Source organism: Xanthomonas sp. LMG 12461 (assembly GCF_009192935.1).
GTDB lineage: Bacteria > Pseudomonadota > Gammaproteobacteria > Xanthomonadales > Xanthomonadaceae > Xanthomonas_A > Xanthomonas_A sontii.
The window spans coordinates 1-26,072 of record NZ_NQYT01000019.1; the positions used below are offsets into that span (position 1 = coordinate 1).

Consider the following 26,072-nt stretch of genomic DNA (forward strand, 5'->3'; position numbering starts at 1 on the left):
CAGCCGGCGCCGAGTAGCTTGACCTGACGGCCAGTTAGGCGCTGCGCCCGCAACGCCGGCTGCGCGCCTGCCAGACCCAACGCGGCATGCTCGGGGATTGGTGACACGCCCTAGACTAGGTGGATGCCCTCCCCCGCCGCCACGCTCCGCGTCGCCCTGCCCGTCCCCTTGCCGCAGCTGTTCGACTACCTGCCGCCGCCCGGCGGCGCGGTCGCCGACGGCGACGTCGGCCGCCGGGTGCAGGTGCCGTTCGGCAACCGCGAACTGAGCGGGGTGGTGGCGGCGATCGGCCAGGTCGAGGACGCCGACGGCCTGCGCGCGGCGTTGGCCTGGCTGGACCCGGTGCCCCTGTTGCACGGCGAACTGGCCGAGTCGCTGCGCTGGCTGGCGCGCTACAGCCACGCGCCGCTGGGCGAGGTGCTGGCGACCGCCCTGCCGGTGCCGTTGCGCCGCGGCGAACCGCTGCCCGACACCCACGCCTGGGCCTGGCGCCTGACCGAGGCCGGCGCCAGCCACCGCGCCCGCGCCGGCACCCGCCCGCACCGCTTCGCCGCGCTGCTGGCGGACGGCGCCATGGACGAGGACCGGCTGGACCAGGCGATGGACGACTGGCGCAGCGCCGCGCGCGCGCTGGCCAAGCGCAGCCACGCCGAGCGCATCGCGGTGCCGGCCAGCGCTGCGGCGCCGCAGCCACAACCCGGTCCGATCCCCAATGCCGAACAGCAGGCCGCCATCGACGCGGTGGTCGCCGCCGCCGGCTTCGCCCCGTTCCTGCTCGACGGTGTGACCGGCAGCGGCAAGACCGAGGTCTACCTGCAGGCGATCGCCGCCTGTCTGGCGCGCGGGCGCCAGGCGCTGGTGCTGGTGCCGGAGATCGGCCTGACCCCGCAGACCCTGGCCCGCTTCCGTGCCCGCCTGGGGGTGCCGGTGCACGCGCTGCATTCGGGGCTCAACGACAACGAACGCGCCCGGGTCTGGGCCGCCGCCTGGCGCGGCGAGGCGCAGGTGGTGGTCGGCACCCGCTCGGCGGTGTTCGTGCCGCTGCCGCAGGCAGGATTGATCGTGGTCGACGAGGAACACGACGGCAGCTACAAGCAGCAGGATGGCATCCGCTACCACGCCCGCGATTTCGCCCTGGTCCGCGGCAAGGCGCTGGACGTGCCGGTGCTGCTGGGCAGCGCCACGCCGTCGCTGGAGAGCCTGCACAACGCCGCCAGCGGCCGCTACGCGCACCTGCGCCTGTCCCGCCGCGCCGGCGACGCCAAGCCGCCCACGGTGCGCGTGCTCGACGTGCGCAAGCGCCCGCTGCAGGACGGGCTGTCGCCCGAGGTGCTGGCCGGGATCGGCACGGCACTGGCCGACGGCGGCCAGGTGCTGGTGTTCAAGAACCGCCGCGGCTATGCGCCGGTGCTGCTGTGCCACGACTGCGGCTGGACCGCGCCGTGCCAGCGCTGCAGCACCCCGCTGCACGCCACGCCGATGACCGTGCACGCCGGCGGCCGGCGCCTGCAATGCCACCACTGCGGCGCGCGCCAGCCGGCGCCGCTGGCCTGCCCGGACTGCGGCAGCCTGGCCCTGCAGCCGCAGGGCATCGGCACCGAACGCCTGGAGGAGCGCCTGGTGCAGGCATTCCCGGACGTGCCGGTGCTGCGCATCGACCGCAGCACCACCCAGCGCCGCGATGCGCTGGAGACGCAGTTGGCCACGCTCGGCACTGCGCCCGGCATCCTGGTCGGCACCCAGATCCTGGCCAAGGGCCACGACCTGCCGCAGCTGAGCCGGGTGGTGGTGGTGGGCATCGACGAAGGGCTGTTCTCCGCCGATTTCCGCGCCAGCGAGAAGCTGGCGCAGCAGCTGATCCAGGTCGCCGGGCGCGCCGGCCGCGCCGCGCGTCCGGGCGAGGTCTGGCTGCAGACCCACCACCCCGCGCATCCGCTGCTGCAGACCCTGGTGCACGGCGGCTACCACGCCTTCGCCGCCGCGGAACTGGAGCAGCGCGAGGCCGCCGGCTTCCCGCCGTTCGCGCACCTGGCGCTGCTGCGCGCCGAGGCCAAGCAGGTCGAGCACGCCAACGCCTTCCTCGCCGCGGTACGCGCACTGCTGCCGGTGCAGGACGAGGTGCAGCGCTTCGGCCCGATGCCGGCGCCGATGCCGCGCCGCGCCGGTTTCCAGCGCACCCAGTTGCTGCTGTCGGCCAACACGCGGCGCGCGCTGCACGCGTTGCTGGACGCGGCGGTGCCGGCGATCCACGCGCTGCCGCAGGCACGGCGGGTGCGCTGGTCGCTGGATGTGGATCCGCAGGATCTGTACTGACACGGCGAGTGGTGGCAGCTCGGCAGAACCGACGCGCTGTCCAATGCCGTAGAAACGGCTTCAGCCGGCGATGAGGCGTTACCGGGAGTGCTTCGTCGCGGTTGAAGCCGCTGTTACGAGGCATGAGGCAATGGCGCGTATCGCGACACCACCCGTATTCCCCCCGGAGCCGCTCTAGAGGAACAGCGCATCCGCTTGACGCGTAGCGAGGCAGGCGGGCAACGCGCCAGCGGCCGTGACACCTCGTGCGTTGCTCAGCCCGCCAGACCCAAGGCGTCGATCACCTGCGCGCGCAGCGCGGCGCTGTCGCCGGCCTCCACGCAGCGCCACGCGCCAGCGTCCGCGGACAGGCCGCAGGCGGCGGTGGCGATCACCGGTTTGCCCAGCGCCATGGCCAGCAACAGGCCGCGCGGCTGTTGTTCGATCCACGCCGGCAGCAGCACCAGGCAAGCAGCGTGCACGCCTTCGGCCATCGACGCGACCCGCTGCACCGCGATGCCGTTCCAGAAGTCCGGCGTCTCCTGCGCACCGGGCGGCAGCAGCAACACCAGCGGCAAATCACGCACCGCCTCACGCAGTTCGTAGGCGCCCTTGCGCGCCAGCGCCGAGGCCGCCAGTAGTACCCGCGGCGCGGCGTCCGCCGTGATGGCCGCATGCTCCCCCGCGACCGTCGGGAGCGCCGGCCGTTGCCATGCCAGCGCGAGGCCGCGGCTGCCGGCCAGCGCCAGCAGTTCGCGGTGCGGGGTGATCCAGCGCCGCGCCTGCGCCAGTGCCGCACGCTCGGCGGCGACCAGCGCCGGATCGGCGCGGAAATCGCGCAGGGTGGGACTGTGCGGATGCCGCTGCGCGGCCACGTCCAGGCGCGCCTGCAGCAGATGCATCGGCAAAGCGGTCATGCACACGTCCCAGCGCCGGCCCTGCAACTCGCCGGCCAGCCACAGCTCCGGCAACAGGCTCTGCGGCACCACCAGGTCGACATCGCGCGCGCCCAGTCGCCGCCGCAGCGCCTGCAAGCGGATGCGCTGCGCGCGCTGGCGCGCCTGCGGCAACGGCATGCCGCGCCACAACCACCAGCGCCGCAGCAGCGCCGCGCGCAAGGCCGCGACGCTGGTCCGCGGCAGCGCCAGCACGCGGTCGCCGGGTTGCTGCCGGCGTCGGCGGTCTTCGGCGAATTCCGGCCAGTCCTCGTCGACCAGCCAGGTGCGGTGCAGCCCATCGGGCACCGCTGGCACATGGCGATGGCAGGCACTGCGGCCGCAGCGGGTGCAGTCGTTGGCGGCGTCGACACCGGCCGGCGCGGTGCGTCGCTGCAGCGGCGACAACGGCAACGCCGCCGGCGCCACGGCACCGCCACGGATGCGCACGTGCAGCGCTTCGCCGTCCAGCCACACCTCCAGCCGCCACGGCGCGGCGGCGCGCAGGCGCAGGTCCACGTAGTTCCAGAACACCACCGCGTCGCGGTCGCGCTCGGCCAGGGAGCCGGCAATCACCTGGGTGTGGCGGTGCCGCTCGACGATCTCCAGGCCTTGCCGCAGCGCCGCGTCGTAGATCGCATTGGACACCTGGCACAGGCCACCGCCGATCGACGGCACCAGGCAGCCCTCGCGCAGTTCGCGGCCGGCGACGAAGCCGCGACGGCCGGTGGCGCGGCCGAGCTGGCGCCAGAAACCGAAGGTCGCCCCGGCCGGCACCTCCACGCCGTGCAGCGCACGCGCGGCCAGGCGCAGGTTGTGGATCTTGCCGGCCACCAGCTGCGGCGCGGTCTCCTCGCGGTCGGGCCACAGCGCGGTGACCGATTCGGCACAGGTGCCGTCGGCGATCGCCAGGCCGGCGTCGCGCCGATGCCGACGCGGTCCGCCGCGCAGATCGTGCAGCGCGCGGCGCAGTTGCAGCGTCCGCGTCTTGGCCCAGAACAGCAGGCTGCGCCAGCGCGACGGCAGCGGCGCCGGCGGCGGCGCCGATGCGCGCGGCTTCACTGTCGCTGGCATGAGCGTGCGTCCTCCCTGTCGCTGACCGCGCTTGGCATCGCGCTACTATACGGACATGCAGGTCCGGCCCTCGACGAGCGCGCAGCGCCTTTTCGGCAGCGCGCGTTCCGGCGGATCGGTGCGTGCGCGACTGCGAGGCGACCGCCGCGCCGATACCGGACGCTCTCCTCTTTCTCCCGCTCCTTGAGTCCTGCATGAACGACACACCCGTGCCGCACCTGATCGTGGTCGGCGGTGGCTTCGCCGGCTTGTGGGCCACCCGCGCCCTGGCCAGGACGCCGCTGCGCATCACCCTGATCGACCGCCGCAACCATCACCTGTTCCAGCCGCTGCTGTACCAGGTCGCCACCGCCGGCTTGTCGGCGCCGGACATCGCCGCGCCGCTGCGGCAGATCCTGCGCCACCAGGACAACGTCGAGGTGCGCCTTGGGGAAGTCGTCGACATCGACAAGCAGGCGCGGCAAGTGCGCCTGGCCGATGGCCAGGCGCTGGCCTACGACTACCTGCTGGTCGCCACCGGCGCCACCCACGCCTATTTCGGCCACGACGACTGGGCCGCGCACGCGCCGGGCCTGAAGACCCTGAACGATGCCCTGCAACTGCGCCGGCACCTGCTGCTGGCGTTCGAGCGTGCCGAGGCGGAAACCGACCCGGCCGCGCGCGCGGCCTTGCTCAGCTTCGCCATCGTCGGCGGCGGTCCCACCGGCGTCGAGCTGGCCGGCACCCTGGCCGAGATCGCCCGGCACACGCTCAAGCATGAGTTCCGCCACATCGACCCGGCCGAGGCGCGAGTGCGGCTGATTGAGGCCGGCCCGCGAGTGCTGTCCTCCTTCCCCGAACATCTCTCGGCCAAGGCGCAGCAGCAGTTGGAAAAGCTCGGCGTGGAAGTACTGACCGGGGTGCCGGTCGCCGACATCGACGCCCATGGTTATCGCCTTGGCGACGCCTTCGTGCCGGCGCGCACCGTGGTCTGGGCCGCAGGCGTGGCCGCCTCGCCGCTGGCGAAGACCCTGCAGGCGCCGCTGGACCGCAGCGGCCGCGTGCAGGTGCAGCCGGACCTGAGCGTGCCCGGCCATCCGGAGCTGTTCGTGGCCGGCGACCTGGCCGCGCTGCAGCAGGCCGACGGCCGCCCGGTTCCCGGGGTGGCACCGGCCGCCAAGCAGATGGGCCGGCACGTCGCCGACACCCTGCGCCGGCGGCTGCGCGGCGACACCGCCAGCGTGCCGTTCCGCTATGCCGACTACGGCAACCTGGCCACCATCGGGCGCATGGCCGCGATCGTGCACCTGGGCCGGCTGCAGCTCTCCGGGGTGCTGGCCTGGTGGTTCTGGCTGGCCGCGCACGTGTTCTTCCTGATCGGCTTCCGCAACCGCGTGGTGGTGCTGCTCAACTGGGCCTGGGCGTACTGGAGCTACCAGCGCGCCGCGCGCATCATCCTCGGCGACCCGCCCGCGGCGGAGGACACGCGGGCGCAGCCCGCACCGCCCGTGGACAGGTGACACTGCAAGGCCGGGCTGCGATCCTAGCCGGCCTTTTTGCTGCAGCGCAGTGCCGTTTTGGCCACCTTCCTGTTCCTGCTCGACCTGCTGGGCACCTTCGTGTTCGCGATCAGCGGCGCCACCGTCGGCGTGCGCCACCGCCTGGACCTGTTCGGGGTGCTGGTGCTGTCGTGCGCGGCCGCGGTCTCCGGCGGCATCGCCCGCGACGTGCTGATCGGCGCCACCCCGCCGGCGGCGCTGGCCGACGTGCGCTATCTCGGCGTCGCCTGCCTGGCCGGGCTGCTGGCTTTCTACAGCCACCACACGGTCGAGCGCCTGCGCAATCCGGTGCAGATCTTCGACGCGATGGGCCTGGCGCTGTTCGCGGTCTACGGCACCAGCAAGGCGCTGGCGTTCGGCCTGGGGCCGCTCAGCGCGCCGCTGCTGGGCATGCTCAGCGGCATCGGCGGCGGCATCGTCCGCGACCTGCTGGTGGCGCGCACGCCGGTGGTACTGCAGGCCGAGCTGTACGCGGTGGCGGCGCTGCTCGGCGGCGGCGTGGTGGCCGCGGCGCAGGTGCTGCACCTGCCGCAGCCCTGGGGCCTGGGGGTGGGTGCGGTGCTGTGCTTCGGCCTGCGCTTCATGGCGATCCGCTACGGCTGGCACCTGCCGGTGGCGCGTCCGCCGGAGTCGTGATCCAGCGGCGTGCGGATGGACTTCCGCAGCCGGCAGTCACCGCCGCCCAGGACAAGAAAAAGGCCCGGCAATGCCGGGCCTTCTCGCGCGTTGCAATCGCTCGCCGCAGGCGACTCAGGCGACGAACAGCGCCTTCATCTTCTTCAGCGCGTTCGCCTCGATCTGGCGGATGCGCTCGGCCGACACGCCGTACTCGTCGGCCAGTTCCTGCAGGGTGATCTTGCTGTCGGCATCCAGCCAGCGGCGCTTGATGATGTCGCGCGAACGCGCATCCAGTTCCGCCAGGCCTTCGCGCAGCAGCTGCAGCTGGTTGTCCTCGCTGTCGGCGCGCTCGTAGGCCTGCGAGGGATCTTCCTCGTTGGCCATCAGATACGCGGCCGGCGACGGCGGCGCGTGGTCGTCGTCCTCGTCGGACGGCGCATCGAAACCGATGTCGCGACCGGACAGGCGCGACTCCATCTCCAGCACCTCGCGCTCGGACACGTTGAGGTCCTTGGCCACGGCGGTGACCTCGGCCGCGTTCATCCAGCCCAGGCGGGTCTTGGACTTGCGCAGGTTGAAGAACAGCTTGCGCTGCGCCTTGGTCGTGGCGACCTTGACGATGCGCCAGTTCTTCAGGATGTACTCGTGCATTTCGGCACGGATCCAGTGCACCGCGAAGCTGACCAGGCGCACGCCCATGTCCGGGTCGAAACGCTTGACCGCCTTCATCAGGCCGATGTTGCCTTCCTGGACCAGGTCGCCCAGCGGCAGGCCGTAGCCGTTGTAGCCGCGGGCCACGTGCACCACGAAGCGCAGGTGGGAATGGACCAGTTCGCGGGCCGCGTCCAGGTCTTCCTGGTCGCGATATCGCACCGCCAGTGCACGTTCCTCGTCGGACGTCAGCACCGGGATCTGATGCACGGCGCCGATATAGGCATCCAGCGAACCGAGCGGACTGGGGATCGGGAGGTTGTTGGCAACCAATGCGTTGGAAGTAAGCGTCTGGCTCATAGGGCTCATCTTAGCAGTCTACTAATTGGACTGCTGGGTACAGTAAAAAGTTCCTGTGTTCTGTTTATGCAACATATGAATCAGGAATGACACTGCATCACAAGCCACTGAAACAATCGGGACGCATCGTCATCCCGTTCTCTGACCGCAAAAGTAGCAGCCGGTTCGCGAAAATGGCGTCCACGTCAGGCGACAGCGTCGCCCTGTCCAACCGCGGTTCAGGCGCCGCCCAGCGCCGCTTCCAGCTCCGCGCGCGGCGGCAGACTCCAGTCGATGGGGGCGGCGCCGCGGCGCTTCAAGTACTCATTGGCCGCGGAGAAATGCTTGCAACCGAGGAAGCCGCGGTGCGCCGACAGCGGCGAGGGGTGCGGCGCCTTCAGCACGCGGTGGCGGCGGGTATCGATGACCTTGCCCTTGGCCTGGGCGTAACTGCCCCAGAGCAGGAACACCAGACCCTCGCGCTCGCGGTTGAGGGTCTCCACGACGTGGTCGGTGAAGCCCTCCCAGCCCTTGCCCTGGTGCGCGCCGGCGCGGCCTTCCTCCACCGTCAGCACCGCGTTGAGCAGCAGCACGCCGCGCTGCGCCCACGGCAGCAGGCAGCCGTGGTCCGGCCGGCGGATGCCCAGGTCGTCCTCGATCTCCTTGTAGATGTTCAGCAGCGACGGCGGCACCGGCACCCCCGGCAGCACCGAGAAGCACAGCCCGTGCGCCTGGCCGTAGCCGTGGTACGGGTCCTGGCCGAGGATCACCACCTCCACCTTTTCGAATGGGGTGGCGTCGAAGGCGGCGAAGATCTGCCGCCCCGGCGGGAACACCCGCGCACCGGCGGCCTTGCGCTGGCGCAGGAAGGTGGCCAGCTCGCGCATCTCCGGACGCAGCAGCCAGTCGCCGACCTGCGCCTTCCACGACGGCTCCAGTTGGATCCGGCTTTCGTCTTCGTTGTTGCTCATCGCTTCCAGGCTCGGGACATCACATCGGTCAGAAGGTCACCGCGATCTCGTCGAGCCGCGCCAGGCGCAACTGGAACAGCACCTTGGTGACCAGCAGGCGCTCCTCGATCGGTTTCTGCACCAGGTCGTTGGCACCGGCGCGCAGCAGCTCGGACTGGGTGTGCGGGTTGCTGTCGCCGGTCATCACCAGCACCGGCATGCGCCGCTTGCCGTAGGCGAAGTCGACGCGGATGCGCTGGACCACGTCGCGGCCGTTGAGCTCGCCTTTCAAGGTGACGTCGGTCAGCACCAAATCGATGCGGCGGGTAGTGCGGCCCAGCGACTCGGCGGTCAGCAGGGCGAAGGCGTCCTCGGCGCTGAGCACGTGCACCACGTGCAGCTGCTGGCGCTCGAGCATGCGCTTGGTGGCTTCGGCCACCACCCGGCTGTCCTCGACGTAGAGCACGGTGGCGCCGGCCACCGGCTGCGGCTGCACGTAGCCGCGAATGAAGGTGGCCAGCGCCTCGTGGCCGAGCGCCTTGTCGAAATAGTCGGTGACGTACTCGGTGAAGCGGCGCTCGACCAGGTGCTGCTGGGCGTCGCCGGAGACCACGATCACCGGCACATAGGCCTGGCCGGCGGCCTCGCGCACGCTGCGCGCCAGGGTCAGGCCGTCGCCGTCGGGCAGCCCCAGCGAGGTGGTGACCAGATCGACCGGGCCGGCCTCCAGCGCGGCGCGCGCCTCGGCGATGCTGGCGCAGCCGACCACGGTCACGTCGGGCAGTTCGCGGTGCAGCACGTCGGCGATCAGCTTGCGCACCAGCTTGGAGCCATCGACCACCATCACCCGGGGGGCGGCGCTGATCAGATGCTTGAGCTCGTGCCCGGCCATGTGCGCCTCAGGTGTCGGTGGGCCGCGTCTGGCGCAGGAAGTGGCCGGTCACCAGCCAGGCGCCGAGCCAGCCCAGCAGCAGAGTGCCGAGCAGCACGAAGCCGGCGTGCAGCGCGTCCAGCCCGTGCAGCACGAAGTGGCTGCCGTAACTGTCGGCCAGCGCCGCCAGCGGCTGGCCCAGGGCCATGCCGGAGGCGGCGAGCAGGCCCAGCGCCAGCACCCCGGCGCCGAAACCGTACCAGGCGCCCAGGTACAGGAACGGGCGGCGGATGAAACCGTCGCTGGCGCCGAGCAGCTGCAGCACGCCGATCTCCTCGCGTCGCGACTGGATGTCCAGGCGCACGGTGTTGCCGACCACCAGCACCGCACCGGCGCCGAGCAGCAGCGACAGCACCTGCACCAGGCGTTCGCCGAAATGCAGCCAGCCGTCCAGGCGCTTGCGCCACAGCGCGTCGTGCTGGACCAGGTCGGCCTGCGGCAGCGCGGTCAGCGCGGTCGCCAGCGGGGTGTCGTCGGCCGCGGCGGGGGTGACGATCAGCAGCGTCGGCAGCGGGTTGTCCTGCAGCGCGTCCAGCGCTTCGCCCAGGCCGGCGCTGTCGCGCAGTTCGGCCATGCCCTCGGCGGGGGTGCGCAGCGTTACCGCGGCCACGTCGCCACGGCCGCGCAGGGTCTGCGCCAGCGCCTGCGCCGCGGCGGCGTCGACGTCGGTCTTCAGGAACACGTTGATGTCGCGCGACTGCTGCACGCTGCCGGCGAACTGCTTGAGGTTGTCCAGGGCGATCGACAGGCCCAGCGGCAGGGTCAGCGCCAGCGCCATCACCGCCATGGTCAGCAGCGTCGCCCACGGCTTGCGCATGGCGCGGCCGAGGCTGTAGACGATGCTGTGCAGGTGGTGATCCCACCACACGCCCAGCCGCGAGGGCGCCGCGGCGCCGGCGTTGCGTGCGCTCATTCGGCCAGGTCCTGCGGCGAGATGTCGTCGATCAGGCGGCCGTGGTCCAGGATCAGCACGCGCTTGCGCATCTGCTTGAGCAGCGCCAGGTCGTGGCTGACCACCAGCACGCTGGTGCCGCGCGCCGGCAGTTCGGCGAACAGCTGCATGATCTCCGCGGCCAGGGTCGGGTCGAGGTTGCCGGTGGGTTCGTCGGCGACCAGCAGCCGCGGCTCGCCGACCATCGCCCGGGCGATGCCGACGCGCTGCTGCTCGCCGGCCGACAGCTGCGAAGGCAGCGCCTTCTCGCGATGGCCCAGGCCCATGCGCTCGAGCACCGAGCGCACGCGCTTGCCGATCTCGGCGCGACGGGTGCCGCGCAGGATCAGTGGCAGGGCGACGTTCTCGGCGATGCTGCGGTCGGTGAGCAGGCGGTGGTCCTGATAGACCGCACCGACCTCGCGCCGATGCAGGGGCACGCGGCGGCCGCGCACCTTCAGCAGGTTGCGCTCGCCGAACAGCACCGCGCCGCGCGAGGGCCGCTCGCTCAGGTGGATCAGCTTGAGCAAGGTGCTCTTGCCGGCACCGGAATGGCCGGTGACGAACAGCATCTCGCCCTCCTCGACCTCGAAGCTGACGTCCACCAGCGCCGCGTGGCCGCCGGCGTACTGTTTGCTGACATTGTCGAACCGCAGAACGCTCATCCGGCGATTATGCCGGAGCGGCCCGGGTGTTCGTCCACCGCGCGCGTCGCACGCGGCGGACGGCCGGTCCGGCTCAGGAGCTGGACACCAGCGAGCGCAGCTTGCGGCCCAGGCGGGTCAGGAACGAATCGTTCTTCGCCGCCGCACCACGCTCGGCCTGGCGCGCAGCCTTGACCGGGGTGGCCACGACCTGCACCGGCTTGGCCGGGGCCGCGGTCGCCGGGGCGGCGCTGCCGTTGCCGGCCGGTGCGCCCTCGGCACCTTCCAGCGGACGCCCGCCGCGACGGCGACGGCGCTTGCGCGGCGCACGCTCGCCCTCGCCCGCGGGCGCTGCGCCCTCGGCCGGCGCGGCACGCGGCGGCTTGGGGGCAGACGCTGGCGCGGCGGCAGCCGGCGCAGTGCCGTCGGCCGCAGCGGCGGTGGCATCGGCCGGACGCGGCGTGCGCGGACGCCGCGGCTTGCCGTCGGCGCTGCGCGACTCGCCACGGCCGCCCGGGCCGCTGCGACCGCCGCCGGGCTTGCCGCGACCGCCGCCACGACGCTGCTCGTCGGCCTCGCGCTGGGCGCGGGCCTCGCGGAAGATCTCGCCGATGCTCTCCTCGCCATCGGCCTCGGCCGCCTCGCCCTCCACCGGGGCGCGCGGGGTGCGCGGCAGTGCCACCAGCAGTTCGGCGGTGACCGGTTCGACCGGGATCTTCTGCTCGATGTAGGCCTCGATGTCCGGCAGGCTCATCGCGTAGCGCTCGCAGGCGAAGCTGATCGCGTCGCCCTCCTCGCCCAGCCGCGCGGTACGGCCGATGCGGTGCACGTAGTCCTCGGCGTCGAACGGCAGGTCGTAGTTGTAGACGTACTTGACCCCGTCGATGTGCAGGCCGCGCGCGGCCACGTCGGTGGCCACCAGGATCTCCAGCTGACCCTTCTGGAAGCGGTTGAGCAGGGTCTCGCGCTTTTTCTGCGGCACGTCGCCGGACAGCACGCCGACCCGGTAGCCGTTGCGCTCCAGCGCCCGCGCCACGCGCTCGACGAAGGCCTTGGTGTTGACGAACACCATGGTGCGCGCGCCCTCGCTGCGCGACAGCAGACCCAGCAGCAGGGTCAGCTTCTCCTCGTCGGAGGGGAAGTAGATGCGCTGGCGCACGCGCGCGGCGGTGATGCTCTCGGTCTCGACGACGAGCTTTTCCGGCTCGTTCATGTGCTCGTAGGCCAACTCCAGCACGCGGTGGCTGAGGGTGGCGGAGAACAGTAGGGTCTGGCGGGTACCGCGCTCGGGCATGCGCCGCAGCAGGAAGCGGATGTCCTTGATGAAGCCCAGGTCGAACATGCGGTCGGCTTCGTCGAGCACGCAGATCTCGCAGGCGTGCAGCGACACCACCTTGTGCTGCTTGACGTAGTCGATCAGGCGGCCGGGGGTGGCGATGATCACGTCCACGCCCTGCTGCAGCAGTTCGCGCTGCTTGTCGTAGTCCACGCCGCCGTAGACCAGGGCGAAGCGCAGGCCCAGTTCGGAGCCGAACTTGACCGCGTCCTTGTGGATCTGGATCGCCAGTTCGCGGGTCGGGGCCAGGATCAGCGCGCGCGGATCCTCCGGCTTGCGGTCGGCCAGCGCCGGGCGGCTGAGCAGGCGGTTCATCACCGCCACAAGGAACGCCAGGGTCTTGCCGGTACCGGTCTGGGCCTGGCCGGCCACGTCGCGGCCGGGAAGGGCCACCGGCAGGGTCAGCGCCTGGATCGGGGTGCAGCGGGTGAAGCCGGCGCTTTCGAGGCCTGCGAGCAGCGCGGGCTGCAGTTCGAACGCGGAAAAAGTCACATCGGTCAGCGGTTTGTCGCTCATCATTCCATCTTCGTGAGGCCACCCCGCCCGAAGCGTAAGGTCGCGGCTTGCATCGGTCCCGGCAGCGTCGCACACTGGCGTCTTCCATGCCGGGTCGCGCGACAGGGGGAATCCCTTGAGATCGCCGCGCAATGCCCCAGTTTACCGCAATGCGGCGGCCACCCGGTCCGGCCAGTCGCATTGGCCCAGGAGAACCCCCAAAGTGAGCGACAAGGTCCTTTACGTCGGCGACGCCGATTTCGATGCCACGGTGCTGCAGTCCGACGAGCCGGTCCTGGTGGACTTCTGGGCCGAGTGGTGCGGCCCGTGCAAGATGATCGCGCCGGTGCTGGACGACCTCGCCGACGCCTACGACGGCCGCCTCAAGGTCGCCAAGGTCAACGTGGACGAGAACCGCGCCACCGCGATCAAGTACCACGTGCGCTCGATCCCGATGCTGCTGCTGTTCAAGAACGGCCAGATCCAGGCCACCCAGATCGGCGCGGTCGGCAAGGGCCAGCTGACCCAGATGATCGACAAGACCCTGGGCGGCAGCGCTGCCTGACGCCCGCTGCCGGCACCGCTCCGCAACCGGAGCGGCGCCGCGGCAGCCCGGCCGGCGCAGCATCGCCGGCGGCTGAATCGCCCACGAACGCCTGCTTGCCGTGCCTGCGTGGCGGTGATAGTGTCGATACATCCGGTGGCATTCGCACACCGCACCCCCTCTGGAAGATTCTCTCCCAGACCTCCTCCCAACCCCGTATGCCCCCACGCTGGGCGCTCGCACTCTTAGCGAGGAACACCACTTGTCCGATCACACCATGTCCGAACCCGGGAGCGCCGACGCCCCCGCCGAGAAGCGCGTGCGCAAGCCGCGCGTCAGCAAGGCCGCGAGCGGCGCGGAAGGCGCCGCCGAGCACGGCGCACCGGCACAGCCGACCCTGCCGCTGAATCCCGCGCCCGCGCCTGCGCCCGTCCAGACCGAGGCGCCGCGCGCCGCGGCCACGGAGTCGGCTCCGGCCCCGGCCTCGAGCGGCGGCCAGAGCCACGGCGGCGGCGACGCGCCGGCCCATCAGGGTGGCGGCGGCCAGGCGTCCGAAGGCGGCGAGCCGCGCGAAGGCCGTGAGCCGCGCGACGGCGGCAACAACAACCGCTTCAACAATCAGAACCAGAACAACCAGCAGGGCAACCGCCGCGACCGCTTCCGCAATCGCCGCGACCGCGACCGCAACCAGCGCGGCGGCGACCGCTTCCAGGACAACGGCCTGCCCAGCGACAACGGCGGCAACGAGCCGTTCGTGCCGCGCCCGCACGCCAGCGTGCCGGAAGGCTTCCCGATCTACTCGCTGAGCGACCTGAAGAAGATGCCGGCGCAGAAGCTGCTGGACATCGCCGAGCAGCTCAACATCCAGGACGGCGTGGCCCGCGCACGCAAGCAGGATGTGATCTTCGCCCTGCTGAAGGTGCTCACCCGCCACGGCGAAGGCGTCGCCGCCGACGGCGTGCTGGAAATCCTGCCGGACGGCTTCGGCTTCCTGCGCGCGGCCGAGGCCAGCTACCTGGCCGGCCCGGACGACACCTACATCTCGCCCAGCCAGATCCGCCGCTTCAACCTGCGCACCGGCGACCACCTGTCCGGCCGCATCCGCTTCCCGAAGGACGGCGAGCGCTACTTCGCGCTGTCGATCGTCGACACCATCAACGGCGAACCGCTGGAAGCGAGCAAGAACAAGGTCCTGTTCGAGAACCTGACCGCGCTGTTCCCGCGCAAGCGCTTCACCCTGGAGCGCGGCAACGGTTCCTCGGAAGACATCTCCGGCCGCATCCTCGACCTGATGGCGCCGCAGGGCAAGGGTCAGCGCGCGCTGATCGTGTCCCCGCCGAAGGCCGGCAAGACCATGCTGATGCAGCAGGTGGCCACGGCGATCACCACCAACCACCCGGACGTGCACCTGATCGTGCTGCTGATCGACGAGCGCCCGGAAGAAGTGACGGAAATGCAGCGCACCGTGCGCGGCGAGGTCATTTCCTCGACCTTCGACGAGCCGGCCGCGCGCCACGTGCAGGTCGCCGAAATGGTGATCGAGCGCGCCAAGCGCCTGGTCGAACACAAGAAGGACGTGGTGATCCTGCTCGACTCGATCACCCGCCTGGCCCGCGCCTACAACAACGTGGTGCCGTCCTCCGGCAAGGTGCTCAGCGGCGGCGTCGACGCCAACGCCCTGCACCGCCCGAAGCGCTTCTTCGGCGCGGCGCGCAACGTCGAGGAAGGCGGCTCGCTGACCATCATCGCCACCGCGCTGGTCGAGACCGGCAGCAAGATGGACGAGGTGATCTACGAAGAGTTCAAGGGCACCGGCAACAGCGAAGTGCACCTGAACCGCCGTATCGCCGAGAAGCGCGTGTACCCGGCCATCGACATCAACCGCTCCGGCACCCGCCGCGAGGACCTGCTGATCGAGCCGGAACTGCTGCAGAAGATCTGGATCCTGCGCAAGCTGCTGCATCCGATGGACGAGATCGCGGCGATGGAATTCCTGCTGGACAAGATGAAGAACACCAAGTCCAACGACGAGTTCTTCGGTTCGATGAAGCGCTGAGTCCAGCGCCGATTCGACCGCAACGCCCCGCTTCGGCGGGGCGTTCGCGTTTGTGGCCATCGGCATGCCCGGTGACGTGCCGATACAGGGTCCGACGGTCTTTCGACGTGGGCGCGGGTGAGATGGGCGGCATTCGCCCCGCCGCGCCCGCCGCCATGCCCGTCACCGCCAACACCGCCGTCAGCAAGGTCGCCCCGGTCACCCTCGGCTTCTGGGTGATGAAGATCTGCGCCACCACTCTGGGTGAGACCGGCGGCGATCTGCTGTCGATGACCCTGGATGTCGGCTATGCGCTGAGCAGCGTGCTGCTGCTCGGGGTCTTCCTGGTCTCGCTGTGGGCGCAACTGCACGCTCGCAACTTCCAGCCATGGCGCTACTGGTGGGTGATCCTGACCACCAGCACCGCCGGCACCACGCTGTCGGACTACATGGACCGCAGCCTGGGCCTGGGCTACGCGCAGGGCGCGCTGCTGCTGGTGAGCTTGCTGGTCGCAGTGCTGGCGACCTGGTGGCTATGCGAACGCAGCCTGTCGGTCGCGCGGATCGGCAGCGGCCGCGCCGAGGTCTTCTACTGGCTGGCGATCCTGGTCTCCAACACCCTGGGCACCGCGCTGGGCGATTACCTGGCCGACAGTTCGGGGCTGGGCTTCGCCGGCGGCGCGCTGCTGATCGCGGCGCTGCTGGCGGCGATCGCCCTGGCCTATGCGTTCACCCGGGTCTCGCGCACGGCGCTGTTCTGGGCGGCGTTCGTGCTGACCCGTCCGTTCGGCGCCACCCTCGGCGACCTGCTCAGCAAGCCGGCCGGCAAAGGCGGGCTGGACCTGGGTACGGTCGGCGCGTCGCTGCTGCTGGCCGCGTTATTGCTGGCGGTGCTGGTCGTCTCGACCCGGCGCCGCGACGACGACCGCCGCGCGGCGCGCTAACGTTGGCGGGTGGTCTATGCGGGGTCGCCCGGCCTAGACCAGGCGACCCGTCGCCGCTCAGCCGCCCTGCAGCGGCGTCAGCAGGCGCGGACCGGCGCCGTCGGCCATGTACACGCCGCCAGCCGGCAACAGGTCCGGCGAGAAGCCGGCAGCATCCTCGTCGGCACTCCACGGCGCGCGCTGGCGCGGGCCAGGCACGTAGCTCATCCAGCGGCCGTAAGCCGACGGCGCACCCTGGCGGGGCTGGTCGAGCAGCGCGTAATCGACTGGCACGCGCACGTTCCAGTACGGCGCATCCACGTGCTTGCCTTCGCTCGGCGGGCGGAAGGTCCACTTGCGCGCCGCGCCGAGCGCGCTCTTGCCCAGCAGGTCGCGCAGTTGCTGCATCTGCTGCTCGGACGCCACCACGCGCAAATTGACCTGCTCGACAACGGCATCGGCCACGCGGCCATCGCGGCCGACCTTGAGCACCAGATACGCCGAGCCCGCGGCACCGACGCTGTAGGCCGCTTGCGGATAGGCCGGCGGCTTCATCTGAATCGCGGTCACCACGCTGTGATCGCTCGGATCGTAGCGGGTAAAGTCGGCACTGCGGATCTCGATCTGATAGTCGTCGCCTTGCAGGCGTTTGGCGACCAGGCGCAGGGTCATCGGCGCGCGCGCCGGCACCGGCTTGCCATCGCGCATGCCCGGCTCGAACTTCCACTGCATCACGCTGTTGCGGACGAAGCCAACCACGCCCTCGGGCAGACGCTCCTGCTGGTCCAGCGCCAGCGCCGACACCGCGCCGCTGGGTTCGATGTCGATGGTGCCGCTCACCAGCATGCTGCTTTCGATCTGCTTGCGCACTGCGCCGGGACCCGCCCCGTCGGCGGCCACGGCGGCGAACGCCAGCAGCAGCGAGAGCACGGCGCTCCAGCGCCACCACGAACGGAGGGATCGACGGTGCATCGCGCATTCCTTTGCCTGGGATGAGGCGCCGATTACAACGCACTCGCGGCCCGCCGGCAACTCAGGCCAGGCGCAGCGCGTCCGGGTAAGGCGGCGCGTCCGGATAGTCGTCCTCGCGCAGCCGCGCCTGCAGGTCGCGCCACCACTGCGGATCGAACAGCTCGCCGTGTGCGTGGCGCACTGCCTCCAGCGAAGCCGCGGGCAGGCCCATGAACATCGCGAAGCGCTCCGGAAACACGTCGCGCGGGGCGACGTGGAACCAGGGTTCGGCGGACATCGCCTCTTCCTCGTTGCGCGGCTGCGGCCAGTCGCGGAAGTTGCAGTCGGTGACCAGGCACAGTTCGTCGTAGTCGTAGAACACCGCGCGTCCCTGCCGCGACACGCCGAAGTTCTTCAGCAGCATGTCGCCGGGGAAGATGTTGTTGCGGGCCATGTCCTTGATCGCCTGCGCGTAGTCCAGCGCGGCCTCGCGCGCGGCCTCGGCACCCTGTTCGCGCAGGTACAGGTTCAACGGGCGCAGGCGCCGCTGCACGTAGCACAGCTCGACGATCAGGTCATCGCCATCCTCGCGCAGGCTGCGCGCGCAGCCCTCCATCAACTCTTTCAGCAGCGCCGGCGCGAAACGCGTGCGCGGGAAGCGCAGCGAGCGGTACGGCTGCGCGTCGAGCAGGCGGCCGACGCGATCGAGGTTGAACACCAGCGCGTACTTCTCCTCCACTTCCTCGCGGCTCATCGTCTTCGGATAGGCGAAACGGTCGCGGATCAGCTTGAACACCAGCGGGTAGCTGGGCAGGGTGAACACCGCCATGACCATGCCCGGCGTGCCCTCGGCATGCACCAGCTGTTCGTTGGGATGCGCCTGGAAATGGCGGAAGAAGGTGCGGAAGCGCTCGGTCTTGCCCTGCTTGGCGCGGCCGAGCATGGTGTACAGCTCGTCGATCGGCTTGTGCGGCAGCAGGCTGCGCAGGAACACCACCGCATCGCCGACGGTGGCCAGGTCGGCCTGGAAATAGCTGCGCGAGATGCCGAACAGTTGCGCCACGTCGTTGCGCTTGGTCAGTACCGCCTCGGCGCGCAGGCCCTGTTCGTCGTTGACCAGGGCGATCACGCACGGCGAGAAACGGTGTTCGCCGAACACGCGGCCGATCAGGTAGGCGCGGCGCTCGCGATAGAACACCGTCTCCAGCAGTTCGATGCCGCGTACCGGATTCTCGCCCCAGTGGGCGAGGTCGTCCTGCAGCCGCACTGCGATGGCGGCGGCGCAGCGCGTGCGGTGCGCGTACGGCACATCGAAGCGGTAGTCGCCGAGCACACGTACGAACGCGTCCACCGGCCGCGCCTCGGACACCACGTAGTTGTGCCGCGCCACCGGGTGGGTGATGGCGTCGGTGGGTTCGATGTCCAGCGCCACGAACTCGATCTGCGCATCCACGCCCTGGGTGCGGAAGAAGCGCCGGGTCAGGGTGTTATAGAAGGTCTTGTACAGCTCCTGGTCGATCAGCGCGGCGATCAGCTCGGCGTAGTGGTCGCGCGCACGGATCCACAGCGCGCGATCGTGCGCCTGGCCGAGCAACACCGCGCGCAGGCGCAGCATGCACTCGGCGATGCACTGGTCGTACAAGGCGATGCGTTCGATCGCGTCTTCGCGTGCCGCGCTCCAGTCGCGGGCCTCGAAGCGTTGGCGCGCACGCGAAGAGATCTGCGCGAAGCGCGCGTGGTAGTCCTCGAACGCCTCGAAGACGATGCGGCCGATGACCAGGGCACGGCGTTCGGACGGCAGCGGCAGCGGTGTGGAGGGCATGCCCGCAGTGTACCCAGGTGGTGGCGTCGCGCGGGTGTCGGGCCCCCTGCCACGCTCCGTCTCGTGCGCACATCCAGCGACCTGCTTCGCCAGGATCGAGCCGGACGCAGGTCGGCCGTAGAAGCGGCTTCAGCCGCGACCGGCCGTACCGGGAACGCCCTTTCGCGGCTGAAGCTGCTCCTACCGGATGCTTCCTGCGCCGCAAACGCAAAGGGCCGCCCCGAGGGGCGGCCCTTGCGTCACATCCAGTTGGGCAATCAGGCGTTCAACGTCGCCAGGGCGTCGTTGAGGGTCTTGCTCGGCCGCATCGCCTTGCCGATCAGCTCCAGGTTCGGACGGTAATAGCCCTGGATGTCGACCGGCTGGCCCTGCACGCCGTTGAGCTCGGCGACGATGGTCGCTTCCTGCTCGGTCAGCTGCTTGGCCAGCGGCGCGAAGCGCGCCTTCAGCGCGGCGTCCTCGTCCTGTGCGGCCAGCGCCTGCGCCCAGTACATGGCGAGGTAGAAGTGGCTACCGCGGTTGTCCAGCCCGCCGACCTTGCGCGAGGGCGACTTGTCGTTGTCCAGGAACTGGCCGTTGGCCTGGTCCAGGGTGCGCGCCAGCACGCCGATGGCGGCATTGTGGTGGCGCTGGCCCAGGTGCTCCAGCGACGCGGCCAGGGCCAGGAACTCGCCCAGCGAATCCCAACGCAGGTAGTTCTCTTCGACGAACTGCTGCACGTGCTTGGGCGCCGAACCGCCGGCACCGGTCTCGAACAGACCGCCGCCGGCCATCAGCGGCACGATCGACAGCATCTTGGCGCTGGTGCCCAGCTCCATGATCGGGAACAGGTCGGTGAGGTAGTCGCGCAGCACGTTGCCGGTGACCGAGATGGTGTCCTCGCCCTTGCGGATGCGCTGCAGCGAGAACGCGGTGGCTTCCACCGGCGGCAGGATGCGGATGTCCAGGCCGTTGAGGTCGTGGTCCTGCAGGTAGCGCTCCACCTTCTGGATCATCAGCGCATCGTGGGCGCGCTGCGGATCCAGCCAGAACACCGCCGGGGTGGCGCTCAGGCGCGCGCGCTCGACCGCCAGCTTGACCCAGTCCTGGATCGGCGCGTCCTTGGTCCGGCACATGCGCCAGATGTCGCCGGCTTCCACCGCATGCTCCAGCAGCACCGTGCCGCCGGCATCGGTGACACGCACGGTGCCGTCGACCGGGATCTGGAAGGTCTTGTCGTGCGAGCCGTATTCCTCGGCCTTCTGCGCCATCAGGCCGACGTTGGGCACGCTGCCCATGGTCGCCGGGTCGAACGCGCCATGCAGCTTGCAATCCTCGATCACCGCCTGGTACACGCCGGCGTAGCAGCGGTCCGGGATCACCGCCTTGGTGTCCTGCAGCTTGCCCTCGGCGTTCCACATCTTGCCGGAGTCGCGGATCATCGCCGGCATCGACGCATCGACGATCACGTCGCTGGGCACGTGCAGGTTGGTGATGCCCTTGTCGGAGTTGACCATCGCCAGCGCCGGGCGCTGCGCGTACAGCGCTTGCAGGTCGGCCTCGATCGCAGTGCGCTGCGCTTCGGGCAGGCTGGCGATGCGCGCGTACAGGTCGCCGATGCCGTTGTTGGCATCGAAGCCCACCTGCTTGAGCGTGGCGGCATGCTTGTCCAGCACATCGCGGTAGAACGCTTCGACGACCACGCCGAACATGATCGGGTCGGAGACCTTCATCATCGTCGCCTTCAGGTGCAGCGAGAACAGCACGTCCTGCTGCTTGGCATCGGCGATCTGCGCCTGCACGAAGGCGGCCAGCGCACGCTTGCTCATCACCGCCGCGTCGATCAGCTCGCCGGCCTGCACCGCGGTCTTTTCCTTCAGCACGGTCACCGCGCCGTCCTTGCCGACCAGCTCGATCCTGACGCTGCCGGCCTGTTCGATCAGCGCCGAACGCTCGCTGCCGTAGAAATCGCCGGCGTCCATGTGCGCCACGTGCGACTTGGACTCGGCGCTCCACGCGCCCATGCGGTGCGGGTGCTTGCGCGCGTAGTTCTTCACCGAGGCCGGCGCGCGGCGATCGGAATTGCCCTCGCGCAGCACCGGATTGACCGCACTGCCCTTGACCTTGTCGTAGCGCGCCTTGGCGTCCTTCTCCTTTTCGTCCTTCGGCTCGTCCACGTAGTCCGGCAGCGCATAGCCCTGCTGCTGCAGTTCCTTGATCGCGGCCTTGAGCTGCGGCACCGAGGCGCTGATGTTGGGCAGCTTGATGATGTTGGCTTCCGGCGTGGTCGCCAGCTGGCCCAGCTCGGCCAGGTCGTCGGCGATGCGCTGGTCCTCGCGCAGGTATTCGGGGAATTGCGAGATCAGGCGGCCAGCCAGCGAGATGTCGCGGGTCTCCACGGCGATGCCGGCAGTGCCGGCGAACGCGGCGACGATCGGCAGCAGCGACTGCGTCGCCAGGTACGGGGCTTCATCGGTGAGCGTGTACAGGATCTTGGGCATATTCGACATGACGCGACGGATGACCTCTGGCAGGGGGAAATAGGCAGCACCGACAGTACGGCGGCGTATGTTTTCTTGTAGTTTCGCGATGCCGCCAAACGCTCGGCATTGACCGTCCATTGTCGCGTGTCTGCCGGCTGCGGGCAAAGCGCGGGTGCGCGATGCCCTGCGCAGCGCTCTAGAATGCGTCGATGACCGTCTTCTCGCCCGCACAGATCGATCGGCGCATGCTGCTGACGATCACCGAGACTCGCCATTACGAACGCGGCCTCGCCTACGCCGAGGACGACCGCGTGACCCTGCTCGCCGCAACCGCGCACACCGTGGAGGCCGAGGTCGCCGGCAGCGAGGTCTACACCGTGCGCCTGCATTGGCGCGACGGCGGCCTGGACGGGGAATGCGACTGTCCGGTCGGCATGCAGGAGGAGTTCTGCAAGCACCAGGTGGCAACCGCCCTGATTTGGGCGCGCACGACAGATGGCGACGCCGCGCCGCGCAAGGGCGCAACGCCGACGGAAGACCCCGGGCGAAGACTGCGGCAATGGCTGTCCGAACAGACACCGCAAACCCTGCAGGCGCTGCTGCTGGAGGCCGCCGAGCACGACCCGGCGCTGCGCCAGCGGCTGCTCAGCCAGGCACAACTGGCCAGTGCGCCGCCGCAGGACTGGCGCAAGGCGGTATCGACGCTGCTCGGACGCAAGCGCTTCATGGACCACCGCGACAGCAGCGCCTACGCCAAGCGTCTGCGCCCGCTCGATGCCCTGCTCGAACAGGCGCGGCAACGCGATCCGGTGGCCGCCCTCGACCTGCACGAGTACGCCTTCGACCGCCTGCTGACGATCTACGCCGACTGCGACGATTCCGGCGGCCATATCGGCCGGTGCCTGCGCGCGCTGGCGCAACTGCATCCGCAGTTCGTGCGCAGCGCCAACCCGCGCGACCTGGCCAAGCGCCTGTTCGATTTGCGCCTGCGCGACGAATGGAGCCTGCTGCCGCCGCTGCGCGACTATGGCGAACTGCTGGGTCCCTCCGGTATCGCCGCCGTGGAGCATCACACGTTGCGCGCACTGCATGGCGCCGACGGCCACAGCGTGCGCCTCGCCGCCGAAGCGCTGCTCGAAGAGCTCGCCCATTGCGGGGGCAATGTGCAGACCATGCTGGAGTGGTTTGCAAACCGCTGCCACAGCGCCTGGGACCACCTGGACATGGCGCGGCGCTGCACCGAGCATGGCCGCGCACGCCAGTCCATCGAATGGCTCGAACGCGGCGTCAAGACCCATCCGCAGGAACCGCGGCTGCTCACCGCGCTCGCCGACGCCTACATGCGCGAGGGCTTTGCCGAGGACGCGCTGCAATTGCGCTGGAACGCCTACGTCCTGCAGCCGTTCGAGGAGACCTACCTGGCCCTGCGCGCCACGGCGCAAGCGCTCGGCGGCTGGGAGCAGTGGCGCGAACGCGCCATGCAGGCGCTGGAGGGCGGCACCTCCCGCAACCCGGCCCGCGCGCGCGACCTGCGCATCGTCCTGCTGCTTGCCGAAGGGCAGGCGGCGCGCGCCCTGGACCTGGCCCGCGACCATCTGCACGACCTCACCTTCGCGACCCGCAACAGCCTGCTGACGCAGGCCGAGGCGCTCGACCCCGCGACCGCCCTGACCCTCTGCGACAGCTTGATCGAGACCGCCGTCGCGCAGACCAATCGCCAGGGCTACCTGACGGCGATCGATCTGCTGCAGATGCGACAGCGACTGTGCCACAGCCTGGGCGACGCGTCCGGTTTCGTCGCCTACTGCGACCATCTGCGCCAGCACTACCACCGCAAGCGCAGCTTCATCGAACTGTTGGACGCGCATCTGCCGCTGGTGACCGGAACGCGTTGAGCCCGGGCGCTTGCGGACGACCGCCGCCTCCATGCCGCCACGTCCATTTGTCTACGACTTCCGCGCGCCGATGGCGCATTTTCTGCGGGCTGCCAGCAGCGCTGGCGTGCTTTCCATAGGGAATGGAAGCAGGGGGACATCGTGGACTTCTACGCGCACTCGACCGAGCGTCGGGATCGTGGCGATTGGCAGGGGCTGGCCGAGCATCTGAATGGCGTCGGCGAACGCGCCGCGGATCATGCCGCTGCGTTCGGCGGACAGGTGATGGCGCGGGTGGCCGGGCAACTGCACGACCTGGGCAAGTACACCCGCAAGTTCCAAGCGCGCCTGCGGGGCGATCCGGCCAAGGTGGATCATGCGACCTGGGGCGCGCGCATCGCCTGCGAGCGCTATGGCCAGACCGGCAGGCTGCTGGCCTACGGCATCGCCGGGCATCACACGGGGCTGGCGGACGGACGCCGCGACGAGCTGTCCTCCCGCCCCTCGTTGCACGAACGCTTGTCGGAAGACTATCTCCTGCGCGAGTTGCCGCCGTTGCTGGCGGACTGGGAGCGAGAGGTTCTGCTACCGGCAAGGCTGGAGTTGCCGACAAGCCTCAAGATCCATCCCCGCCTCGAGCGCCGCGCCTTCCAGATGACGGTGCTGGCACGGATGATCTTTTCCTGCCTGGTCGATGCCGATTTCGTCGATACCGACGCGTTCTACCGGCGCATCGAGGGCCGCGGCACGCGCGCAGAGGACATCGGCGAGCGGCCGACCCTGGAGGCACTGCGCGAACGGCTGGACAGGCACCTGGCCGGCTTTCCCACCGAAGGCGGCATCAACCCGGTCCGCGCGGCGATCCTGCGCGAGGTGCGGGCCAAGGCGCACCGGCGTACCGGCCTGTTCTCGCTCACCGTGCCGACCGGCGGCGGCAAGACCCTGGCCTCGCTGGCGTTCGCCTTGGATCATGCCATCGCGCATGGCTTGCGCCGGGTGATCTACGTGATCCCCTTCACCAGCATCGTCGATCAGACCGCCGCGGTGTTCCGCGATGCGCTGGGCGCGCAGGGCAGCGACGATGTCGTGCTGGAACATCACAGCGCGTTCTTCGACGATCCGACCAAGGCGCCGCAGGCGATCGAGAAACGCAAGCTGGCGATGGAAAACTGGGACGCGCCGATCGTCGCCACCACCTCGGTGCAGTTCTTCGAGAGCCTGTTCGCCGACCGACCCTCGCGCTGCCGCAAGCTGCACAACATCGCCGGCAGCGTGGTGATCCTCGACGAAGCCCAGACGTTGCCCCCGAAGCTGCTGCGCCCATGCGTGGCACTGCTGGACGAACTGGCCCGCAGCTACCGGGTCAGCCCGGTGCTGTGCACCGCCACCCAGCCGGCGTTGCGTCAGGACCAGGGTTTTCCCGGCGGCTTCGAAGACGTCCAGGAACTGGTGGATGCGCCGGAGAGGCTCTACACGCGACTGCGCCGGGTGCGTGTGCGTCATGCCGGGACGCTGGACGATGCCGCGCTGGCCGAACGGCTGCGGCAACGCGAGCAAGTACTGTGCATCGTCAACAACCGCCGCCACGCCCGTGCGCTGTTCGACGCCATCATCGACCAGCCGGGCGCTCGCCACCTGACCACGTTGATGCATGTGCGGCATCGCAGCGTTGTGTTGGCGCAAGTGCGGGGCGATCTGAAAGCGGACCGGCCATGCCGGCTGATCGCAACCAGCCTGATCGAAGCTGGGGTGGACGTCGATTTCCCCACTGTGCTGCGTGCGGAAGCGGGACTGGATTCGGTGGCGCAAGCGGCCGGGCGCTGCAATCGCGAAGGCGGGCGCCCGGCGGAGGCCAGCGAGGTCCTGGTGTTCGCGCCAGTCGATTGGCCGCCGCCACAGGAAACGAAACTGTTCACAGAGGTCTTCCGCGACGTCGAGCGCACCCATCGCGACGACCTGCTGGCGCTGGACGCGATCCACGCCTACTTCCAGGGACTGTACCGGCGCCTCGGCGACGGCAGTCTCGACGACAAGGCGATCCTGACGCTGTTGCGCGATGCCCTGATCGACGACCTGCCCTTCGACACAGTGGCACAGAAGTTCAAGATGATCGAGACCGCCATGCGTCCGGTGATCGTGCCCTACGCGCCCTACGCTCCCGACCCGGATGCAGAAGTATCCGAAGTCGCCGAGGTGCTGCGCCAGTTGGAACACGCCGATCAGGTCGGCGTGGCCGGCGCCGCCCGCCGCCTGCAACCATGGCTGGTACAGGTTCCCGAACAGGCATACCGAGCGCTGTGGCAGGCGCATGCCATCGCCCCGGTCGCGCCCGATCGCTACGGCGAGCAGTTCGTGCGCCTGTGCAACCCGCGGCTGTACGACGCACGGTTCGGGTTGCATTGGGAAGATCCACAGTTCCTGGAGGCTCAGGGCAACGTGTGGTGAAAAAGGAATGGAAATCAAATATTTTTTAAATAGCCCGTTGCTTCGCATTAAAACTAGAAATAAGGTCAGGACACCCAATGCCATGCAGATGGTCGAGCGATGCCTCAGCCTGCCAAAGACGAAAAGGACTCCAGCTATTCCATCAGTCTGCGATTGCGCATCGAGGGGCGAGAAAAGCCCTCCGTATGGCCTTGGGTACTGGTCGTTCTCTTTGCGCTTGTGCTGGGTACCCCTTGGCTCCGAGGGCTGCTCAAACAACTGTTCTGAAAGAACGCGGATTGA

18 protein-coding genes are annotated in these 26,072 nt (G+C 69.8%); 8 read left to right on the forward strand and 10 right to left on the reverse strand.

Annotation, left to right across the window (positions count from 1 at the left end):
* Nucleotides 1-123: 123 nt before the first annotated feature.
* The gene (locus CEK68_RS05270; protein ID WP_152238759.1) at nucleotides 124-2,313 is read left to right on the forward strand and encodes a primosomal protein N'; all 2,190 of its coding nucleotides are present in this window, start codon (nucleotides 124-126) and stop codon (nucleotides 2,311-2,313) included.
* Nucleotides 2,314-2,567: 254 nt separating this feature from the next.
* On the opposite strand, the gene CEK68_RS05275 is transcribed toward CEK68_RS05270, so the two are convergent.
* On the reverse strand, nucleotides 2,568-4,301 hold the full coding sequence (locus CEK68_RS05275) for a VanW family protein (RefSeq protein ID WP_226977767.1): 1,734 nt from the start codon (nucleotides 4,299-4,301) through the stop codon (nucleotides 2,568-2,570).
* Nucleotides 4,302-4,495: 194 nt separating this feature from the next.
* Here CEK68_RS05275 and CEK68_RS05280 point away from each other — a divergent pair, with 194 nt between their 5' ends.
* A complete protein-coding gene (locus CEK68_RS05280) occupies nucleotides 4,496-5,800 on the forward strand; it encodes an NAD(P)/FAD-dependent oxidoreductase (RefSeq protein ID WP_152238760.1) in 1,305 nt (434 codons plus the stop codon).
* A 57-nt stretch (nucleotides 5,801-5,857) separates the two neighbouring features.
* A complete protein-coding gene (locus tag CEK68_RS05285) occupies nucleotides 5,858-6,475 on the forward strand; it encodes a trimeric intracellular cation channel family protein (protein ID WP_026143642.1) in 618 nt (205 codons plus the stop codon).
* 114 nt (nucleotides 6,476-6,589) lie between these two features.
* Here CEK68_RS05285 and rpoH read toward each other — a convergent pair whose 3' ends face one another.
* From rpoH to rhlB, 6 genes are all read right to left on the reverse strand, one after another.
* A complete protein-coding gene (rpoH, locus tag CEK68_RS05290) occupies nucleotides 6,590-7,468 on the reverse strand; it encodes an RNA polymerase sigma factor RpoH (RefSeq protein ID WP_026143641.1) in 879 nt (292 codons plus the stop codon).
* 218 nt (nucleotides 7,469-7,686) lie between these two features.
* Nucleotides 7,687-8,418, reverse strand: coding sequence for a uracil-DNA glycosylase (gene ung, locus CEK68_RS05295; protein ID WP_152238761.1), 732 nt, complete (start codon nucleotides 8,416-8,418; stop codon nucleotides 7,687-7,689).
* Nucleotides 8,419-8,446: 28 nt separating this feature from the next.
* On the reverse strand, nucleotides 8,447-9,289 hold the full coding sequence (locus CEK68_RS05300) for a response regulator (protein WP_017909425.1): 843 nt from the start codon (nucleotides 9,287-9,289) through the stop codon (nucleotides 8,447-8,449).
* A 7-nt stretch (nucleotides 9,290-9,296) separates the two neighbouring features.
* Nucleotides 9,297-10,241, reverse strand: coding sequence for a permease-like cell division protein FtsX (ftsX, locus tag CEK68_RS05305; protein ID WP_017909424.1), 945 nt, complete (start codon nucleotides 10,239-10,241; stop codon nucleotides 9,297-9,299).
* Nucleotides 10,238-10,924, reverse strand: coding sequence for a cell division ATP-binding protein FtsE (gene ftsE, locus CEK68_RS05310; RefSeq protein ID WP_017909423.1), 687 nt, complete (start codon nucleotides 10,922-10,924; stop codon nucleotides 10,238-10,240). Before ftsE ends, ftsX begins: the two co-directional genes overlap by 4 nt.
* Nucleotides 10,925-10,997: 73 nt before the next feature.
* On the reverse strand, nucleotides 10,998-12,755 hold the full coding sequence (gene rhlB, locus CEK68_RS05315) for an ATP-dependent RNA helicase RhlB (RefSeq protein ID WP_152238762.1): 1,758 nt from the start codon (nucleotides 12,753-12,755) through the stop codon (nucleotides 10,998-11,000).
* Between the two features lie 202 nt (nucleotides 12,756-12,957).
* On the opposite strand from rhlB, the gene trxA reads away from it, so the two are divergent.
* The 3 genes from trxA to CEK68_RS05330 all read left to right on the forward strand — a co-directional run bounded on the left by trxA (nucleotide 12,958) and on the right by CEK68_RS05330 (nucleotide 16,257).
* Nucleotides 12,958-13,299: a thioredoxin TrxA gene (gene trxA / locus CEK68_RS05320; protein ID WP_017908556.1), complete on the forward strand. Its 342-nt coding sequence runs from the start codon at nucleotides 12,958-12,960 to the stop codon at nucleotides 13,297-13,299.
* Between the two features lie 241 nt (nucleotides 13,300-13,540).
* Nucleotides 13,541-15,334 (forward strand): transcription termination factor Rho, encoded by a 1,794-nt coding sequence (rho, locus tag CEK68_RS05325; RefSeq protein WP_152238763.1) that lies wholly within the window; start codon nucleotides 13,541-13,543, stop codon nucleotides 15,332-15,334.
* Between the two features lie 122 nt (nucleotides 15,335-15,456).
* The gene (locus CEK68_RS05330; RefSeq protein WP_152238764.1) at nucleotides 15,457-16,257 is read left to right on the forward strand and encodes a hypothetical protein; all 801 of its coding nucleotides are present in this window, start codon (nucleotides 15,457-15,459) and stop codon (nucleotides 16,255-16,257) included.
* A gap of 57 nt (nucleotides 16,258-16,314) precedes the next feature.
* Here CEK68_RS05330 and CEK68_RS05335 read toward each other — a convergent pair whose 3' ends face one another.
* The 3 genes from CEK68_RS05335 to CEK68_RS05345 form a co-directional block, all read right to left on the reverse strand.
* The gene (locus CEK68_RS05335; protein WP_226977768.1) at nucleotides 16,315-17,208 is read right to left on the reverse strand and encodes an energy transducer TonB; all 894 of its coding nucleotides are present in this window, start codon (nucleotides 17,206-17,208) and stop codon (nucleotides 16,315-16,317) included.
* Between the two features lie 61 nt (nucleotides 17,209-17,269).
* Nucleotides 17,270-19,009 carry a bifunctional isocitrate dehydrogenase kinase/phosphatase gene (aceK, locus tag CEK68_RS05340; RefSeq protein ID WP_148828665.1) on the reverse strand — a complete coding sequence of 580 codons (1,740 nt, stop codon included), beginning with the start codon at nucleotides 19,007-19,009 and terminating at the stop codon, nucleotides 17,270-17,272.
* Nucleotides 19,010-19,266: 257 nt separating this feature from the next.
* Entirely contained in the window at nucleotides 19,267-21,498 is a 2,232-nt protein-coding gene (locus CEK68_RS05345; protein WP_152238765.1) for an NADP-dependent isocitrate dehydrogenase, read from the reverse strand.
* A 182-nt stretch (nucleotides 21,499-21,680) separates the two neighbouring features.
* On the opposite strand from CEK68_RS05345, the gene CEK68_RS05350 reads away from it, so the two are divergent.
* Both CEK68_RS05350 and CEK68_RS05355 read left to right on the forward strand, forming a co-directional pair.
* A complete protein-coding gene (locus tag CEK68_RS05350) occupies nucleotides 21,681-23,366 on the forward strand; it encodes a hypothetical protein (protein WP_152238766.1) in 1,686 nt (561 codons plus the stop codon).
* A 141-nt stretch (nucleotides 23,367-23,507) separates the two neighbouring features.
* Nucleotides 23,508-25,790 carry a CRISPR-associated endonuclease Cas3'' gene (locus CEK68_RS05355; RefSeq protein ID WP_152238767.1) on the forward strand — a complete coding sequence of 761 codons (2,283 nt, stop codon included), beginning with the start codon at nucleotides 23,508-23,510 and terminating at the stop codon, nucleotides 25,788-25,790.
* Nucleotides 25,791-26,072 lie beyond the last annotated feature (282 nt).

Excerpts from the sequence above, each read along its gene's own strand:
- CEK68_RS05270 (WP_152238759.1), top strand. The coding sequence starts at position 124 with ATGCCCTCCCCCGCCGCCACGCTCCGCGTCGCCCTGCCCGTCCCCTTG.
- CEK68_RS05275 (WP_226977767.1), bottom strand. The coding sequence starts at position 4,301 with ATGCCAGCGACAGTGAAGCCGCGCGCATCGGCGCCGCCGCCGGCGCCG.
- CEK68_RS05280 (WP_152238760.1), top strand. The coding sequence starts at position 4,496 with ATGAACGACACACCCGTGCCGCACCTGATCGTGGTCGGCGGTGGCTTC.
- rpoH (WP_026143641.1), bottom strand. The coding sequence starts at position 7,468 with ATGAGCCAGACGCTTACTTCCAACGCATTGGTTGCCAACAACCTCCCG.
- ung (WP_152238761.1), bottom strand. The coding sequence starts at position 8,418 with ATGAGCAACAACGAAGACGAAAGCCGGATCCAACTGGAGCCGTCGTGG.
- CEK68_RS05300 (WP_017909425.1), bottom strand. The coding sequence starts at position 9,289 with ATGGCCGGGCACGAGCTCAAGCATCTGATCAGCGCCGCCCCCCGGGTG.
- ftsX (WP_017909424.1), bottom strand. The coding sequence starts at position 10,241 with ATGAGCGCACGCAACGCCGGCGCCGCGGCGCCCTCGCGGCTGGGCGTG.
- ftsE (WP_017909423.1), bottom strand. The coding sequence starts at position 10,924 with ATGAGCGTTCTGCGGTTCGACAATGTCAGCAAACAGTACGCCGGCGGC.
- rhlB (WP_152238762.1), bottom strand. The coding sequence starts at position 12,755 with ATGAGCGACAAACCGCTGACCGATGTGACTTTTTCCGCGTTCGAACTG.
- CEK68_RS05330 (WP_152238764.1), top strand. The coding sequence starts at position 15,457 with ATGGGCGGCATTCGCCCCGCCGCGCCCGCCGCCATGCCCGTCACCGCC.
- CEK68_RS05335 (WP_226977768.1), bottom strand. The coding sequence starts at position 17,208 with ATGCACCGTCGATCCCTCCGTTCGTGGTGGCGCTGGAGCGCCGTGCTC.
- aceK (WP_148828665.1), bottom strand. The coding sequence starts at position 19,009 with ATGCCCTCCACACCGCTGCCGCTGCCGTCCGAACGCCGTGCCCTGGTC.
- CEK68_RS05345 (WP_152238765.1), bottom strand. The coding sequence starts at position 21,498 with ATGTCGAATATGCCCAAGATCCTGTACACGCTCACCGATGAAGCCCCG.
- CEK68_RS05350 (WP_152238766.1), top strand. The coding sequence starts at position 21,681 with ATGACCGTCTTCTCGCCCGCACAGATCGATCGGCGCATGCTGCTGACG.